Origin of the sequence: Gayadomonas joobiniege G7 (genome assembly GCF_000300815.1) — a bacterium.
GTDB classification, from domain to species: domain Bacteria; phylum Pseudomonadota; class Gammaproteobacteria; order Enterobacterales; family Alteromonadaceae; genus Catenovulum; species Catenovulum joobiniege.
Window position 1 is genome coordinate 679,985 of record NZ_AMRX01000008.1, and the last position, 16,423, is coordinate 696,407.

Below are 16,423 nucleotides of genomic sequence, written 5' to 3' on the forward strand. Positions count from 1 at the left end.
AACAAGTGACTGCCGGAAAACCGCAAAGCTATTTTATTTCCGATAATGCTTTTGGTAGTTGAGTGGCGAAACGCCGACTTCTTGTTTGAATATTTTAGAAAAGTGATAAACATCTAAAAAGCCGGTTTTGGGGGCTATTTGGGACACAGGCGTTTGGCTAAGCAGTAAAAACTGTTTGGCTAAATCAATCCGTTTAAGCAAAATATAGCGTTTGGGTGAGATATTAAACTGGTTTTTAAAAATACGCGAAAAATGTTCACTGCTCATATTTGCTTGCGCAGCAAGGTCGGCAACTTTTAATGGTTTGGCAAGATTGTCATGAATATGTTTTAGCGTTGGCAAAAGCTTACGGTAAGCGAGTGCATCTTTATTCTCTGATGCTGAAGTCATTTGTGCAACAAAAGGCGTTAGTAAGCTCGCCAAATGAGCATTACGTGTTAAAACGCCAGCCGCCGTATTTGGGGCCTGATGAATAGATTGAACGATAATATTTAAGTCGTCCGTTACTTGTTTGTTTTGAGTAATTGCGATTTTTTTAGGCTGCGAAAAAATCGAAAATAGATCCAGATCACCTTGCACTAGAGCGTGAAAATGGACCCAATAAAACTTCAACGTTTGTTTACAGTGATGAGAGTTTAAAGAATAGGGTGGAATCAAATATAAATAGCCAGGCTCCATTATAATGGTTTCCTGGCTAAAAACTAACTCTGCTCGACCCTCAGTTACATAGTATATGCGATTATAATGATTAACAAATTGATCACCAGACCATTGCTGATCGGTTTCCATGTAATGCGCATAATGGATATGTAAGCGCAAATCAGAGATCCACGGAATTGGCGCGATATTCTGCCATACAAAGCCACCTGAACCTGTTTCATATTTTTCTGGATATAGCACAATATTTCTACCAGTTACTATTTATTTTCTAAGATATGTTTTTATCTATAAATAATCAAATAGAGTGTCAGTTTAAGTATATAAAACAAATATTAATTAAAAGTTAAATGTTTACAAGTCTTTCGAGGGATTTGTATCTATTATTTATTTAAGGTGATGCAAAATGCAGCAAAATAGATTCACATGGCTCGGATTAAGCTTAATGGCCGCGAGCTATAGTTTGATGGCTGGGCAAACAATTGGAGCCTTCCCATATGACATGCCGGCAGAAAAACCGGCCCGGCCATTAAGTGAAGCGGTTGCGCGAAACTATGATAATTACATGTCGCCAAGACAAGAAAAAAACGAACTCTATTCCTTGTTCAAATATACCAAGCTGAAAGGGTTTGACTACAATGGAGAAGACGGCACAGTCTCGCGCCGCGACCCCTCCAAAATTATTAAAGAAAACGGCCAATATTATATCTGGTATACCAAAAGACATACTAAAGCTGTGCCTGTTGGTTTGAGTAATGCACATTTGGCAAGCGACGAAATTCCGTCGGCTGACTGGGATTTGGCAGATATTTGGTATGCCACTTCTAAAGATGGTTTTACTTGGCAAGAGCAAGGCGTTGCTGTGCCGCGTCCACCCAAACCTCAAATTGGCTGGCGCTCGGTTGCGACGCCAGATATTTTAAAGTGGAAAGGTAAATATTACCTTTATTACCAAGGGTTTAATGCACCTAGCGGACTAACTGACAACGATTGCCCAGTTGCAGTTTCGGTTGCGGAATCACCAGACGGTCCGTGGAAAGCCATCAATAAAGTGATTATACCTAATGGCAAAAAAGGAGAGTGGGATCAAAACTCCATCCATGATCCACATCCTATTGTCCACAATGGCAAAATCTACCTGTATTACAAAGCCGATTTTGATCGCATACGTGGCAGTAAAGACAGACCACAAGCAGTACGTATGCAAGGGTTAGCGATTGCGGATAATCCACTAGGGCCTTTTAAAAAACATCCGCTAAATCCGGTTTTGAACTCAGGTCATGAAACCTCACTTTTCCCGTTTAAAGAGGGTGTTGCCGCACTTATTATCCGTGATGGCAACGAGCGAAGCACCATTCAATACGCCGAAGACTGGGTCAATTTTAACATCGCCTCTGTAGTTGAGTTAATGCCGAATGCCGCTGGTTTTTATGTACCGGATGCTTTTACTGATACTAAATATGGCCGCGGGGTGACTTGGGGATTATCGCATTTTACTGCGGTCAATGGTTGGGACACAAATCACTCGCAATTAACTCGGTTTGATACTGATTTAAGTTTAGATCTGCACGATCCTGAGATGAAAAAACACAATTATAAATACAGTCCAGAGCACCACTACAAATTTGGTTTATCGGCCAAACAAAAAGAACGTATAAAAAACCAAAATTATAAGTAAAAAATACCCATTCAGTAAAATATTTATTGAGTGGGGTTTTTTAATCGAATTATTATTGTTATGTTATAACGTTATATGATTGTAAAAATGACCCTAATATAAGTTATCTGCTTAGGAGAAATAAAATGAAACACTTTGATCCGCACATTCACATGTTATCTAGAACCACAGATGACTATCAAAATATGGCGAATGCCGGGGTTGTTGGTCTAGTTGAGCCAGCATTTTGGAATGGTCAGCCGCGCACTCAACTTGGATCTTTTATCGATTATTTTGATTCTTTAATTGGTTGGGAGCACTTTAGAGCGTCCCAGTTTGGGATACAGCATTATTGTACTATAGGCCTTAACTCTAAAGAATCGAATGATTTGGAGTTAGCCGAAGGCGTGATGAAATTATTGCCTAGGTATTGCCAAAAAGAAAACGTTGTAGCCATAGGTGAAATTGGTTATGACGATATCACACCGGCAGAGCATAAGTTCTTTTTGGCTCAATTAGAGTTAGCGAAAGAATCAAATTTACCTGTTCTTGTGCATACCCCGCACCGAGATAAAGTCACTGGCACTAAAAAGACGATAGAGGCTATTCGAGAGGTGGGTGTTGCTGAAAAAATGGTATTGATTGATCACTTAAACGAGCAGACCTTGCCATTGGTGTTAGAAACAGACTGCTGGCGAGGTCACAGTATTTATCCAAATACTAAAATGTCATCTGAGCGAATGGTGGCCCTATTAAAAGAATATGGTTTAGAAAAAATGGTGGTTAATAGTGCAGCTGATTGGGGGATTAGTGATCCGTTAGCGGTTCCTAAAACCGCCAAAGCCATGTTAGCGGCAGGATTTACAGAAGCCGAAGTTGAGCGAGTGACGTTTGAAAACCCGATTAATTTTTATGCCCAAAGTGGTCGCATTAATTTGGCTGACGTTAATCGACTGGCCATTGACCAAACAAAAACCTATCAAGCCAATTCGGTGACTCGCGGCCAACAACCTGTTGTTGAATTAGCAGCCAGTTTGCAAGATTAAAGGTGATTGATGAAAACACTTATAAAAAATGCAATCACGTTAGAGCGCTTGATGGGTGGCCTTGGCGACAATCAGATGAAAGTTAATCTGGTTGTAGAAGGAACAAAGATAACACAGATTTCAACGTCTCAAATACATGACGATTTTCATCAGGTGATTGATGCAGACGGGTTATTTTTGTCGCCTGGGCTGGTCGATCCCCAAGTTCATTTTCGTGAACCTGGAATGGAATACAAAGAAGATATTGAATCTGGCAGTCGCGCCGCGGTTAAAGGTGGTTTTTGCACTGTTATCTCAATGCCAAACACCTCGCCGGTTGCTGACCATCCACACGTGATCCAAAACATGCTTGCCCGTGCAAAAGAAGTTGCGCTCTGCCATGTATATCCCACAGGATCGCTATCCATAAATTTGGCAGGCAAAAAATTAACTGACTTTAAAGCACTTAAAGCGGCCGGCGCGATTGCGATCACTGATGATGGCAAAGGGGTGCAATGTGATTCCTTGATTGAGCAAGCCCTGATGCAAGCCAAACAAGTAGGCTTGGCGATTTTGGATCACTCTGAAGATGAGCGCTTATCTAATCAAGGAGCCATTCATAACGGTGAGATCGCAAAACAATTTTCTGTCGCCGGCATAGATAGCGACTCTGAAAGCAAACATGTCGAGCGTGGTTGTGCATTAAGTTTAAAAACGGGTGGCCGCTACCATGTGTTACATGTGTCCACGGAAAAATCTATTGCCGCCATTCGTACTGCAAAAGCGCAAGGGGCCCCCGTCACAGTAGAGGTTTCGCCACATCATTTATTGTTGTGCGATCAAGACATCAAAATTAAATCTGATCAAACACTTGATGCCAATTGGAAGATGAATCCGCCGCTGCGCAGCAAACAAGATATGCTTGCTTGCCAACAAGCGCTACTAGACGGAACCATAGACGCTATTGCCACCGACCATGCGCCGCATACGCCGGCGGAAAAAGCACTCGACATAGAGATTGCTCCGTTTGGCATTATAGGGTTAGAAACAGCATTTCCTTTGATGTATACCTATTTTGTTAAATCAGGCAAACTGGCATTGGGTCAATGTATTGATCTTATGAGTAAACAGGCAGGGGCACTGTTTAATTTAGACTGCGGTCGTATCAAAGTTGGTGCGACAGCCGATTTGGTTTTATTTGATTTAGACAATTGTTTTGAGGTAAATGAAGCATTTTTTGCCTCTAAATCAAAAAATTCTCCGTTTATTGGTTATCAACTCTATGGGCTAACTCGTATGACAATGACAGCCGGAAATATCGTTTATCAGCAGGGCTGAAGCTATTAGCTCTATCTATTATGGAGCTCGTTTAAGTGTCATACAAAATTAAATAATTCTTGTTAAATAATTTGCTCTGAATGAAACTTTGTGTTTACAATTGGTATTACATGTAAATATACTCTTGTCATTCAGGTGCCGATTATGTTTTTACCAAAAATAAGTGTTTTGGTTATCTTGCTAGCTTTATTATCTGGCTGCGGTAGTTCTTCAACTGGGCCGGCTGCGATTAAACAGCCGGAACCTTTGCCTTCCCCGAGCCCTTCACCACAACCAGGCGAAGAAGCGTTGGAACCAGCCTCAGCCCCTTATGATGTTCAGGCATACCAGGCTGTGATTGATGATGCTTATTTACAAGCACCGACCAGCACTAAGCTGATTGCTCATGGCGATTTTGATGGCCAGTATAATCAATACTTCTTTATCCCTAAGCAGGGAAATGCATGGATGACGTTTAGAGTGTCTGGTGATCATAAGCGCTCGGAACTGCGCCAGATTAGTGAATGGTATGTAAATGATGCGAACTATGTTTACCAATTAAGCGGTGAAGTTAAAATCATAGATCCTTTGGCCGAGTCGGTTGATGAAATCACATTTATGCAAATTCATGATGTGACAAAAAATAGTAATGCTATTAACAAACCTCTATTGCGAGTAGTTTGGCTTCGTGAACGCAGCGGAATACAAAACAATTATTGGGCTGTGATTAAAGCAAATGCATGTTTAGAGTGCTCAGAATACGATAAGATCCCATTGGGTGCTTATTCAGCCGATGAGGTCGCAAATATCCAAATCACAGTCAAAAATAGTCGTATGAGCATTGCATTTAATGATCAAGTGAATCCACAAATTGATGAATACGATATTAGTTATTGGGATCATCTCGAAAGTTACTTCAAAGCAGGTGTATATAACCAGACTGATGGCACGGCAACAGTTCAATTTAAATCTTTAAACTTTTTAAAGATACCAATTAACAATAACTAATCGCTTTATTGGTAAATATCAATTTTTTACAAATTCTGGTCAGATTAATCAATTGTTAACTGTACAACCGGATATTAACATTCACTCATATTAATAATGATATGAGTGGGTGTGTATGGATTTAATCCAATTTTTTGGCCGTTTCCATGTGTTGGTGTTGCATTTGCCAATTGGCATTTTGTTAATGGCCGCGGTGTTAGAATTATATGCGTTGTTTTTTAATAAACAGCGAACAAAAACATTGCAAACCATTTGGTTGTGGGGTGCGTTATCGGCGTGCGGCGCCGCGCTATTGGGTTACTTATTGTCGCTAGGCGGCGGTTACAACGCAGACGCAGTTTTTGTTCATAAAGCTTTTGCTTTTGCCGTTATAGGCTGTGCTTTTATTTGCTGGTTTTATTTTTGTTTGTTAAGCCGCATTTCTTCCAAATTTGCCCCCTTTATCACCACAATTTTGTGTTTTGGTCAGCTGTTTTTACTATTTTCAACGGGTCATTATGGCGCAAATATGACCCATGGTTCGACTTATTTGTTTGATTATGCGCCCGATCCCGTTCGTAAATTAGCGGGTTTGGAAGCTCACCCGACACCACGCGAAAAAGTAACGGATTTGGCTCAGGCGCATGTTTATCTCGATTTGATTGGACCTGTCTTGGAGCAAAAATGTGTTGCTTGCCATAATGATGACAAAAGCAAAGGCAAACTTAATTTAACCCGACTAGATTCGCTTTTTAAAGGTGGGCAGTCCGGGCCAGCAGTGGTAGCTGGCGATCTCAATGCCAGTGAGCTGTATCGGCGCATTACTTTAGACAGCCATGATAAAAAATTTATGCCAGCGGGTGGAAAGCCACCGCTAAGCGATATTCAAGTTAAAACATTGGCTTGGTGGATTGAAGCCGGATTGCCGCAGGATAAGCTGTTAGGTGAGCTGGAACTTGATGATACAGCGCGCTCGATTTTGGCAACTCAACTGGGATTGCAAGCAGCCAAAGGCAGCTGGCCATTAGCTAAAACTGAGCCTTTATCACAAACACTGGCTGATGAACTAACGGCAGCAGGATTTGTGGTTAAACAAATATCGCAAGACGTCGCTTATATCGATTTAGATTATTCAGTTTCACGGCAAGCATTTACCGATCAGGCGCTTGAAGTTTTATTAAAGGCTAAAGACCATGTGGCTTGGCTTAATTTGGCTAATAGTCAAGTGAGCGATCCGCAGCTGGCTGCACTTTCTCAATTAACTCATCTGATAAAACTGAGATTAGAAAAAAATCCAATTACCAGTCAGGGGATCAATCATCTTGCAGGGTTAGATCAGCTGACTTATCTGAATTTATACAAAACTAAAGTTGATGATCAGGTTTTTAGCGCGTTGCAACAGCTTCCAGCACTAAAAAATTTGTATTTAACCGAAACCCTTGTTAGCGAACAAGCACTGACCCAATGGCAGCAAAAAAATAAAACAAGTTCACTTCAGGTAATTGCCGCCAATTATGATTTGATGGGACAAAATAATGAAAAATAATCAATTTAGTAAACGCGACTTTTTAAAAAATACGGCTTTGTTATCGGCCGGGATGATGTTATCAGGTGCCAGCCGTAGTGTGATGGCTAAAACCTCTAAAAATCCAATAGCCGCCGATCAGGTAGGCCGCTCGGCCCATGGCAAAATAGTTGGCCATGGTGATTTTAAATATAAGGTAAATTTTGAGTGGGGTAATTTGCATCCGCATAAAACGCCGGTTGAAAACAGTCATGGTTTAGCTATCGACTCAAAAGGTCGAATCATAATGTGCACCGACAGTGATGTGAATAATTTTATTGTTTATAACAAAGACGGGAAATTAATAGACGCATGGGGTACACAACACCCAGGTGCACATGCTGTCAAAATCGTTAATGAAAATGGCGAAGACGTGATTTATATCGTCGACAGTGGTTGGATTTTGAACCGTCACCGCACCAGTAATCAGTGGCGCGGTAAGTGGATTAAACAAACGGGTTTTGTTTCTAAATTAACCATAGACGGAAAACTGATTTATACCTTAGCCCATCCAGTGCAGCAGGGCATTTATGAACCAGGCATGGCGTATAACCCAACTGATATTGCGATTGCGCCAAATGGTGATTTATATGTCACAGACGGGTACGGCTCAGATTTTGTCATTCAATATGACAGCCATGGTCGCTATATTCGTCATTGGGGCGGTCCAAAAAATTCTGATCCTAATTATCGGTTAATCAATAGTCATGGCATTGAGATTGATAACAGAGATCCGTCCGATCCGCATTTATTAATTAGCTCACGTCAGCAAAAACAACTCAAAGCTTTTTCATTTGATGGCCAATTTCGTTCGGTGATTGATTTTCCCGGCGCTTATATTGGTGGCCCAGTATTTAAAGGTGATTATTTTTACGCACCGGTTTGTTGGACGGATGATAATGGTCGCAAACTGCCCAATTCTGGCTTTATTACGATTGTTGATAAAAACAACCGAGTCGTGGCGAACCCAGGCGGCGCAGCCCCCAACTATATTGATGGAAAATTACAACCTATGGCAGGCACATATGGTGTATTTAATCATTGTCATTCGGTGTGTGTAGATGATGAAGAAAATATTTATGTAGGCCAATGGAACGCCCATCAGGCATATCCGATTAAGCTGGAGCGTGTGTAATGATAAAAAACAGATATTTAGGTCTCTCAGCAATGACTCTTTTGCTCAGTGGTTGTTTTGATAATGAACCTGAGCAAGTGTTTGCCGAACCTATACCGGACAAGGTAGATTTTAACTTTGACGTTAAACCAATTCTATCGGACACCTGTTTTTTGTGCCACGGCCCAGATAAAGTGAATGCAAAAGCGGGTTTAAGTCTAGATACCTTTGAGCATGCGACTTCGCATATTACAGATAACAAAATGGCAGCCATTACGCCGGGAGACGCAGATCAATCGGAAATTTATCATAGAATTATTTCAGAAGATGATAATTTTGTGATGCCGCCCCCGAGCTCAAATTTAAAACTCTCGCCTCGCGATAAAGCCATCATCAAAAAATGGATTGAGCAAGGTGCAGAATATAAAAAACATTGGGCTTTTATAAAACCAGAAAAAACAGAGCTACCAGAGGTTAAAAATGCAGCTTGGGTAAAATCTCCAATCGATGCCTATGTATTGGATAAAATCGAAAAACGTGGTTATGAGCCAGCACAAAGGGCAGATAAAGTCAGTTTAATTCGGCGCTTAAGTTTCGATTTAACAGGCTTGCCACCAACCGAAAAAGAGGTGGCTGACTTTTTAGCGGATCAGTCTGATTCAGCCTGGCATCAATTAATCAATTATTATATGGCAAAACCCGCTTATGGCGAGCGTATGGCACAAGAATGGTTGGATGTTGCTCGTTTTGCCGATACGCATGGTTATAGCACAGATTTTTACCGTGATATGTCACCATACCGCGACTGGGTGATTGATAGTTTTAACCAAAACCGCCCTTTTGATCAATTTATTAGTTGGCAGATTGCCGGTGATTTAATGCCAAATCCAAGCACTGAACAAAGGCTGGCTACTGCGTTCAATCGGGTGCATGCACAAAACGGTGAAGGGGGCATAGTTAATGAAGAGTTTAGAGTTGAATATGTTAAAGATAGGGTACAAACATTAGGCACGGGGTTAATGGGTTTAACTATGCATTGTGCTCAATGTCACGATCATAAATATGACCCTATCTCGGCCAAAGAATATTATCAAACCACAGCGTTTTTTAATAATTTAGATGAATCTGGTCAGATATCTTATGATCCAAATGATATGCCTGTGCCGACTATGTTATTGCCAAGCGCTGAAGAAAAAGCTCAGTTAACCAAGTTAACCACTGAGATTAAAAGCCTTGAGAATCGATTGCAAGCAATCAAACAAACGGCTAACGACGCTTTTAATCAATGGAAAGGCAGTTTTTCAATTGCAGCGGCAAAAACCAGCGCTCAACAGCATTTGATTGCAGATTATCCATTGACGTTAGAAGATAACAATGAAGCTATTAAAAATCGTTTAAACGGTGAAGCACAAGGCAAAGTCATCTATGGCTCTAACGTTAAGAAAAAAGACGGCCCGGCCATGCAGTATTATCAGCAGGATAGTCGCCAAGCGATTAAGTTAAACGGAGACGATCCTTTATATTTTCAGCATTTAAATGATTTTAGAAGAGGTATTCCTTTTGCTGTGACTATAGATGCCTGGTTGCCTGAATCTGCACAAGAAGGTGTGCTTTTTCACTATAATAAAGCTGGTATTTTATATAACTTTAAAGGTTTTGATGTGGGTATAGAACACGGCCATTGGCATGTTCGGCTGGCCCATACTTATCCATATAATGCGATTTCTTTAAAATCAGTTGCTCCAGTACAAAAGGAACAATGGCTAAATGTTGCTTTTTCTTACGATGGCTCATCTAAAGCCAGTGGCGTAGATTTTTATGTCAATGGTCACGCGGTTGAGATGCAGGTAGAGAGAGACAACCTGTACAAAGAAATAAAACATACTAAAGCGCAGGTGCTTGAAGAAATTGGTCTTAAAGTGGGTGCCCGTTGGCGAAGTCGAGGTATCGCGGGTGCAATCGTTGATAATTTAAAAGTGTATAACAGTCAGTTGAGTCGTGTAGAGTTAATGGCCACCTCAGATTTACAAACGGCCAAACTCAGCGAAGAATTATTATTAGAGCATTATTTATTGCGCCATCATAAAGCGTATCAAAGTGAGCTAGCAGCACTGGCCGCACGCCGAGATGATTTAAATCAGCAGCAAGAAGCCGTTAAAGAAGTCATGGTGATGGAAGAGATGAAAACACCACGCCAAGCTTATATTTTGTTACGTGGCAGTTATGCAAGTCACGGAGATCCGGTTGAACCTGGTGTGCCTGAAGCGGTTTTACCATACGACCCGAGCTGGCCAAAAAACCGTTTAGGATTAGCTAAATGGTTAACGCACAAAGATAATCCTTTGGTCTCTCGCGTATTGGTAAACCGTTATTGGCAGATGTTTTTTGGCGATGGCATTGTGCGCACACCGGAAGATTTTGGCAATCAGGGTAAACGTCCAACCCATCCAGCACTATTAGACTGGTTGGCGGTTGAGTTTGTTGAATCTGGTTGGAATTTGAATCATTTAGTAAAACTTATGCTGCATTCATCCACTTATCAGCAATCCTCTAAAGCAACAACAGAACTACTGCAAAAAGATCCAGAAAATACCCTTTTCGCGCGCGCTTCTGCGCAACGTTTAACCGCTGAAATGTTGCGCGATAACGTCTTAGCCGTTAGTGGTTTGCTGGTGGATAAAATTGGCGGTAAAAGTACCCATCCATATCAACCTGACGGGATCTGGAGCATGAACAATATGGAATATAAACAAGGCAGTGGTGAAGATTTATATCGCCGCAGCATGTATACCATATATAAACGCAGTACACCGCCACCCAATATGACTAACTTTGACGCCTCTATGCGTGGCCACAGTATCGGCCAGCGTCAAGAAACCAATACACCACTGCAATCGTTGACCCTATTAAATGACCCACAAGTGGTTGAAGCGAGCCGGGTGCTGGCTGAAAAAATGATGCAAAAACGACCCAAGGTGGAAGATCAGTTAGCTGGGGTATTTAAAGCCCTAACAAGCCGAGAGGTCACAGCTGAGCAGTTGCAAATACTTCATCAGATGTATCAGCGGGTGGTTGTAGATTTTAAACAAGATCCAAGTAAAGCCGAAGCCTTTTTAAATGTCGGTGAAATGCCGGTAAATAGCGATCTGCCTGCCGTCGAGCTTGCAGCTTTAGGTACCGTAAGCAATATGTTGGTCAGCCATGACGCGGCCGTTATTAAGCGATAAGTGAGTAGAGGATAATTATGATTAATCGACGTCAATTTTTAACCCGAGCCGCACAAGGTTTAGGTACAGCGGCTTTGGCCGGCGCGACTGACTTATCGCTGGCAAAAGACTTATCTGGCTTGGCGATGCAACCAGAACAAAGACCCGATTTAAACGGTATTTTAGGTAAACCGCATTTGCCTGCAAAAGCAAAACGAGTGATTTATTTATTTCAAAGTGGTGGTCCGTCACAGCTTGAAACCTTTGATTATAAACCCATGCTTAATAAGATGCATGGACAGGAACTACCTGCAGAAGTGCGCGGCGATCAGGTATTAACTGGTATGAGTGCGCAGCAATCTTCACTGCCTTTGGCTGGATCTATTTACGATTTTGCCCAATATGGTGATTCTGGCGCTTGGGTGAGCGAGTTGCTACCTCATACTGCAAAAATCGTCGACGATTTATGTTTTGTAAAATCAATGCATACAGATCAAATTAACCATGATCCGGCGATCACCTTTTTGCAAACTGGTTTTCCAATCGCTGGGCGGCCAAGTATTGGGGCTTGGTTAAATTATGGTTTAGGTACAGATAACAATAATTTACCCGGTTTTATTGTTATGGTCAGCACCAATGGGGGCGGCCAGCCGCTATATTCACGTTTATGGGGCAATGGCTTTTTGCCATCCATCCATCAGGGTGTACAGTTTAGAGGTGGTAAAGAACCAGTGCTGTATCTGAACAACCCAAAAGGGCTGAGTATGGATTTGCGCAGTGAGTTGATGCAGCATTTACGTAAACTCAATGAAGCCGAATATGCGCATTGGCACGATCAAGAAATTAAATCACGCATTGCGCAAATGGAAATGGCTGAGCGCATGCAATCATCGGTTCCGGATGTGACCGACTTTTCTGATGAACCCGACTGGGTTTTTGAGATGTATGGGCCAGATTCACGCAAACCTGGTACTTATGCGGCTAACTGTTTGTTAGCGCGCCGGTTAGCCGAGCGCAATGTTAAATTCACTCAGTTGTATCATCAAGGTTGGGACCAACATGATTATTTACCGGGTGGTATTAAAAATCAGTGTAAAAAAACGGATCAGGCGTCAGCCGCACTGGTCACGGATTTAAAACAACGTGGTTTATTAGAGGATACCCTAGTTGTTTGGGGCGGTGAGTTTGGCCGCACCAACTATTCGCAAGGTAAATTAACCGCCACTAACTATGGTCGCGATCATCATCCGGGCTGTTTTACCATGTGGATGGCAGGTGGTGGGGTCAAACCTGGCATGAGTTACGGAGAAACCGATGAGTTTGGCTATAACATAACTAAAAATCCTGTTCATGTGCATGATTTTCAAGCGACGCTTCTGCATTTAATGGGCATAGACCACGAAAAGCTAACCTATAAATACCAAGGCCGTCGTTTTCGATTAACCGATGTTCACGGCAAAATCATCAAAGATATCTTAGCTTAAATATGTTGCCGTCAGCCCAAGTTTTGCGTGGCGCTGGCGGCCAAGAAAGATTAATTATTTGTTGTGATTTGTATCTAAAATGTATATTCTATATATAAATTTATCCATTTAAAAATAAATGATATAGAGAATAAAATGCAGATAAAATCAAAATTGGCTGTGACCTTATTGGCTTTCTGGTTGCCGCTCACTGTGGTTGCCGCAAGTCAGGATAAACCCAATATTGTTTTAGTGATGACAGATGATCAGGGCGCAGGCGATATCGGCTTTAATCAAAATCCAATTATCGAAACCCCGAATTTAGATCAATTGGCTCAGCAATCCACCCGATTGACTAATTTTCATGTAGACCCGACCTGTTCGCCCACTCGAGCTGCGCTATTAACCGGTAAACATTCACTTAAGGCTGGGGTTTGGCATACGATTTTAGGACGCTATATGTTAGGGCCTGAGCACCAAACATTAGCCGAAGCTTTAAAACAAGCGGGTTATTCAACTGCTATTTTTGGTAAATGGCATTTAGGCGATAACTATCCATACCGACCGCAAGATCAAGGTTTTGATCAAGCCGTGATCCATGGCGGCGGTGGTGTTGGGCAAACGCCTGACTATTGGGGGAACACCCAGTTTGATGATGTTTATTATCGCAATGGTGAACCTGAATTTTTTTCAGGTTATGCAACCAAAGTTTGGTTTGATGAAGCGATAAAATATATTAGTCAAAAAAGACAACAACCGCATTTTGCATACATAGCATTGAATGCGCCGCATGGGCCATATCGCGCGCCTGAACCTTATATTAAACGCTATCAAGACAAAGGCTTACATTATGATGATGCTGCTTTTTACGGCATGATCAGCTACATAGATGAACAAGTCGCTCGCCTGCGTCAAACAATCAAAAACAATGGACAAGAAGATAATACTATCTTTATTTATATGACAGATAACGGCAGCTCAATGCGTGCACTGCGGGGACAAAAATTGACCACAAGGGCTGAAAAAATGCAACAGCAATATCCAAATTGGGTCCCAAACAATGGTCGCCGTGGTTTTAAAGGTGAAGTATATGAGGGCGGTCACCGGGTACCCTTTTTAATTTTTTATCCAAATGGCCAGTTGGCGGGTGGTGAAATTGATGCGTTAACCGCGCACTATGACGTGCTGCCCACTCTATTAGACATGGTTGGCGGCCCGTCCCCTGCGGCAGATGTAGATGGCCGCAGCTTAAAAACCTTGTTGCAAAAAGGACAAGATGAAAAGTTGCAAGGTCGATCTGTTATTGTGACCAATCAAAGGGTTTACCATCCGGATATCAAACGACCGACAGTGGTGATGCGTGATCAGTGGCGTTATATTGCTTTTAATAATAAAAAAGCCCTATACGATATTCAAAGTGATCCTAAGCAGCAGGTAAATTTATTAGAATCTAATGATGCAAACATTAAAGCGATTGCTGGTGAGCTTAATTATGAGCAGCAAAACTGGTTTGCGCAGTTAGCTAAACTAGGATTTAAAGACAGATATATACATGTTGGAAATTCAGCAGAAGATCCAGTGCGACTCAACGCAATGGATTGGATGGAAGTACCAGATAAACAGCCGGTTCCTTGGTTTATTGGTCATCAGCCGAATGTGCCTGAATATGACTATGTTCATTGGTTGGGCAAAGAAGATAAATTTTCGGCGCTGCCTTGGTATATCAATATTGAGCAAGCGGGTGAGTATAAAATACGTGCTTATTATCACGACAAACCGGCTGCAACCCCAGTCAATACCAGATACTGTGTCATAAAACTCGCTGACAAAGTATATTCAAGCCCTATTTATGGTCGTGCTTCATATTGTGAGGTAAAAATCAACGCCAAGGCAGGTAAACAAAAGGTAACAGCTTGGTTTACTAATGATTTAGCAACGCAAAAAGAAGAAAAAGCCGCTTTTTATTTATACCTTGATTATCAAGGTAAATAATAAATTATGTAACTTTTATAGCAACGTTAATTTGTCTGTGTTATATTTTTGTTGTTCACTGTAAACAATTTGAGGCAGGCAATGAATCTATCTAATATAAAAGTTTCGCTGTTGATCGCTGCGTTATGTGCGGGCTCTGCGGTCGCGCCAGTTAACGCAGCACCAGAGCGATCGGTTTTCCCACATAAGGTACCAACCGAAAAACCAGATATTCCATTAAGTGCGGCAATGGAGCGAATGTTTGAATATGATGCGCCTAGGCCGCAAGATAGTGAGTTTTATACCCAGTTCAAATACAGCCGTTTGCAGGGGTTTGATTATAACGGCGGTGACGGTACTATCACGCGCAGAGATCCATCTAGACCTATTTTAGTAGATGGTAAATATTATATTTATTATACCAAGCGCCATACCAAAGTTCCGCCAGTTGGGGCTGCGAATGCGGCGCAAGCGACCGATGAAATTCCGAGTACTGATTGGGATCTGGCCGACTTGTGGTATGCAACTAGTACCGATGGAGTCACTTGGGCAGAGCAGGGGGTCGCTGTACCTCGCCCAGCCAAACCGCATCCGGGCCATCGCTCGGTTGCAACGCCTGATATCTTGATCTGGAAAGGCAAGTACTATCTATATTACCAAGCGTTTAATGAGCCTAGTGGTTTAAAAGGCGACCACAGTGTGGTGACGGTTTCTTGGGCTGACTCGCCAGAGGGGCCCTGGACACCTCTTAACAAAGCAGTCATCACGCCGGGACAAAAAGGGGATTGGGATCAAAGTTTAATTCATGATCCAATGCCAATTGTTTATAACGACCAAATATATGTTTATTTTAAATCCACTTATAATAAATGGCCGGACAACCGCAAAAACTATCATGTTGCACATGGTTTGGCGATTTCTGATGATCCGCTAAAAACCTTTAAAAAACATCCATTAAACCCTGTCATTAATTCAGGTCATGAAACTTTTTATTTTCCATTTAAAAGCGGGGTTGCTGGGGTAATTATCCGAGACGGTATCGAGCGCAATACCGTTCAGTACGCAGAAGATGGAGTTAACTTTAAAATTCAGGCGAATATTTCATTGCCGCCTATCGCTGGAGGCCCCTATACACCTGATGCTTTTACCAATACAGATAATGGCCGTGGTGTAACTTGGGGGATCAGTCATTTTATTAATTTTGGTCCTAAACGCCACTCAGAGTTGTTACGTTTTGATTGTGATTTGAGCTTGGATATGCATGACCCGGCCTTTAAATCACCTAATATTTGGTTTAAACCTGAGGTTTATTTTAACTCACTCGGTTTATCTAAAAAACAATTAGAAGCACGCAAAGCAAAGGCTAAAAACGTCGCTCAAGACTCCAACCATTAACCCAAGTCATTTTTAATGATTAGCAGCTTAGGCAGTTTTGCTTAAGTTGCTGAATGCCAACCCACAC

11 protein-coding genes are annotated in these 16,423 nt (G+C 41.8%); 10 read left to right on the forward strand and 1 reads right to left on the reverse strand.

The features are described from left to right. Positions 1 to 33 precede the first annotated feature (33 nt). Positions 34 to 900: an AraC family transcriptional regulator gene (locus C727_RS0117375; protein ID WP_017446942.1), complete on the reverse strand. Its 867-nt coding sequence runs from the start codon at positions 898 to 900 to the stop codon at positions 34 to 36. 163 nt (positions 901 to 1,063) lie between these two features. On the opposite strand from C727_RS0117375, the gene C727_RS0117380 reads away from it, so the two are divergent. The 10 genes from C727_RS0117380 (at position 1,064) to C727_RS0117425 (ending at position 16,356) form a co-directional block, all read left to right on the forward strand. After that, positions 1,064 to 2,335 (forward strand): glycoside hydrolase family 117 protein, encoded by a 1,272-nt coding sequence (locus tag C727_RS0117380; protein WP_017446943.1) that lies wholly within the window; start codon positions 1,064 to 1,066, stop codon positions 2,333 to 2,335. 125 nt (positions 2,336 to 2,460) lie between these two features. Continuing rightward, positions 2,461 to 3,360, forward strand: a complete 900-nt coding sequence (locus C727_RS0117385; RefSeq protein WP_017446944.1) for a TatD family hydrolase — start codon at positions 2,461 to 2,463, stop codon at positions 3,358 to 3,360. Positions 3,361 to 3,369: 9 nt separating this feature from the next. Next, positions 3,370 to 4,677 (forward strand): dihydroorotase, encoded by a 1,308-nt coding sequence (locus C727_RS0117390; RefSeq protein WP_017446945.1) that lies wholly within the window; start codon positions 3,370 to 3,372, stop codon positions 4,675 to 4,677. A gap of 144 nt (positions 4,678 to 4,821) precedes the next feature. Further along, entirely contained in the window at positions 4,822 to 5,664 is an 843-nt protein-coding gene (locus tag C727_RS0117395) for a polysaccharide lyase family 7 protein (RefSeq protein ID WP_017446946.1), read from the forward strand. A 115-nt stretch (positions 5,665 to 5,779) separates the two neighbouring features. Beyond that, entirely contained in the window at positions 5,780 to 7,189 is a 1,410-nt protein-coding gene (locus C727_RS18885; protein ID WP_017446947.1) for a c-type cytochrome domain-containing protein, read from the forward strand. Further along, a complete protein-coding gene (locus C727_RS0117405; protein WP_017446948.1) occupies positions 7,179 to 8,342 on the forward strand; it encodes an NHL repeat-containing protein in 1,164 nt (387 codons plus the stop codon). The genes C727_RS18885 and C727_RS0117405 overlap by 11 nt, the downstream gene beginning before the upstream one ends. Next, positions 8,342 to 11,548, forward strand: a complete 3,207-nt coding sequence (locus C727_RS0117410; RefSeq protein ID WP_017446949.1) for a DUF1553 domain-containing protein — start codon at positions 8,342 to 8,344, stop codon at positions 11,546 to 11,548. The genes C727_RS0117405 and C727_RS0117410 overlap by 1 nt, the downstream gene beginning before the upstream one ends. A 17-nt stretch (positions 11,549 to 11,565) precedes the next feature. Further along, positions 11,566 to 13,011, forward strand: coding sequence for a DUF1501 domain-containing protein (locus tag C727_RS0117415; protein ID WP_017446950.1), 1,446 nt, complete (start codon positions 11,566 to 11,568; stop codon positions 13,009 to 13,011). Positions 13,012 to 13,146: 135 nt separating this feature from the next. Further along, positions 13,147 to 14,982, forward strand: coding sequence for an arylsulfatase (locus C727_RS0117420; RefSeq protein ID WP_017446951.1), 1,836 nt, complete (start codon positions 13,147 to 13,149; stop codon positions 14,980 to 14,982). 81 nt (positions 14,983 to 15,063) lie between these two features. Next, complete coding sequence (locus tag C727_RS0117425) at positions 15,064 to 16,356, forward strand: glycoside hydrolase family 117 protein (protein ID WP_017446952.1); 1,293 nt, start codon at positions 15,064 to 15,066, stop codon at positions 16,354 to 16,356. The last annotated feature ends 67 nt before the right edge of the window (positions 16,357 to 16,423 follow it).

What these genes read in the sequence shown, in the direction of transcription:
- C727_RS0117380 (WP_017446943.1), top strand. Translation starts at nt 1,064, where the DNA reads ATGCAGCAAAATAGATTCACATGGCTCGGATTAAGCTTAATGGCCGCG.
- C727_RS0117385 (WP_017446944.1), top strand. Translation starts at nt 2,461, where the DNA reads ATGAAACACTTTGATCCGCACATTCACATGTTATCTAGAACCACAGAT.
- C727_RS0117390 (WP_017446945.1), top strand. Translation starts at nt 3,370, where the DNA reads ATGAAAACACTTATAAAAAATGCAATCACGTTAGAGCGCTTGATGGGT.
- C727_RS0117395 (WP_017446946.1), top strand. Translation starts at nt 4,822, where the DNA reads ATGTTTTTACCAAAAATAAGTGTTTTGGTTATCTTGCTAGCTTTATTA.
- C727_RS18885 (WP_017446947.1), top strand. Translation starts at nt 5,780, where the DNA reads ATGGATTTAATCCAATTTTTTGGCCGTTTCCATGTGTTGGTGTTGCAT.
- C727_RS0117405 (WP_017446948.1), top strand. Translation starts at nt 7,179, where the DNA reads ATGAAAAATAATCAATTTAGTAAACGCGACTTTTTAAAAAATACGGCT.
- C727_RS0117410 (WP_017446949.1), top strand. Translation starts at nt 8,342, where the DNA reads ATGATAAAAAACAGATATTTAGGTCTCTCAGCAATGACTCTTTTGCTC.
- C727_RS0117415 (WP_017446950.1), top strand. Translation starts at nt 11,566, where the DNA reads ATGATTAATCGACGTCAATTTTTAACCCGAGCCGCACAAGGTTTAGGT.
- C727_RS0117420 (WP_017446951.1), top strand. Translation starts at nt 13,147, where the DNA reads ATGCAGATAAAATCAAAATTGGCTGTGACCTTATTGGCTTTCTGGTTG.
- C727_RS0117425 (WP_017446952.1), top strand. Translation starts at nt 15,064, where the DNA reads ATGAATCTATCTAATATAAAAGTTTCGCTGTTGATCGCTGCGTTATGT.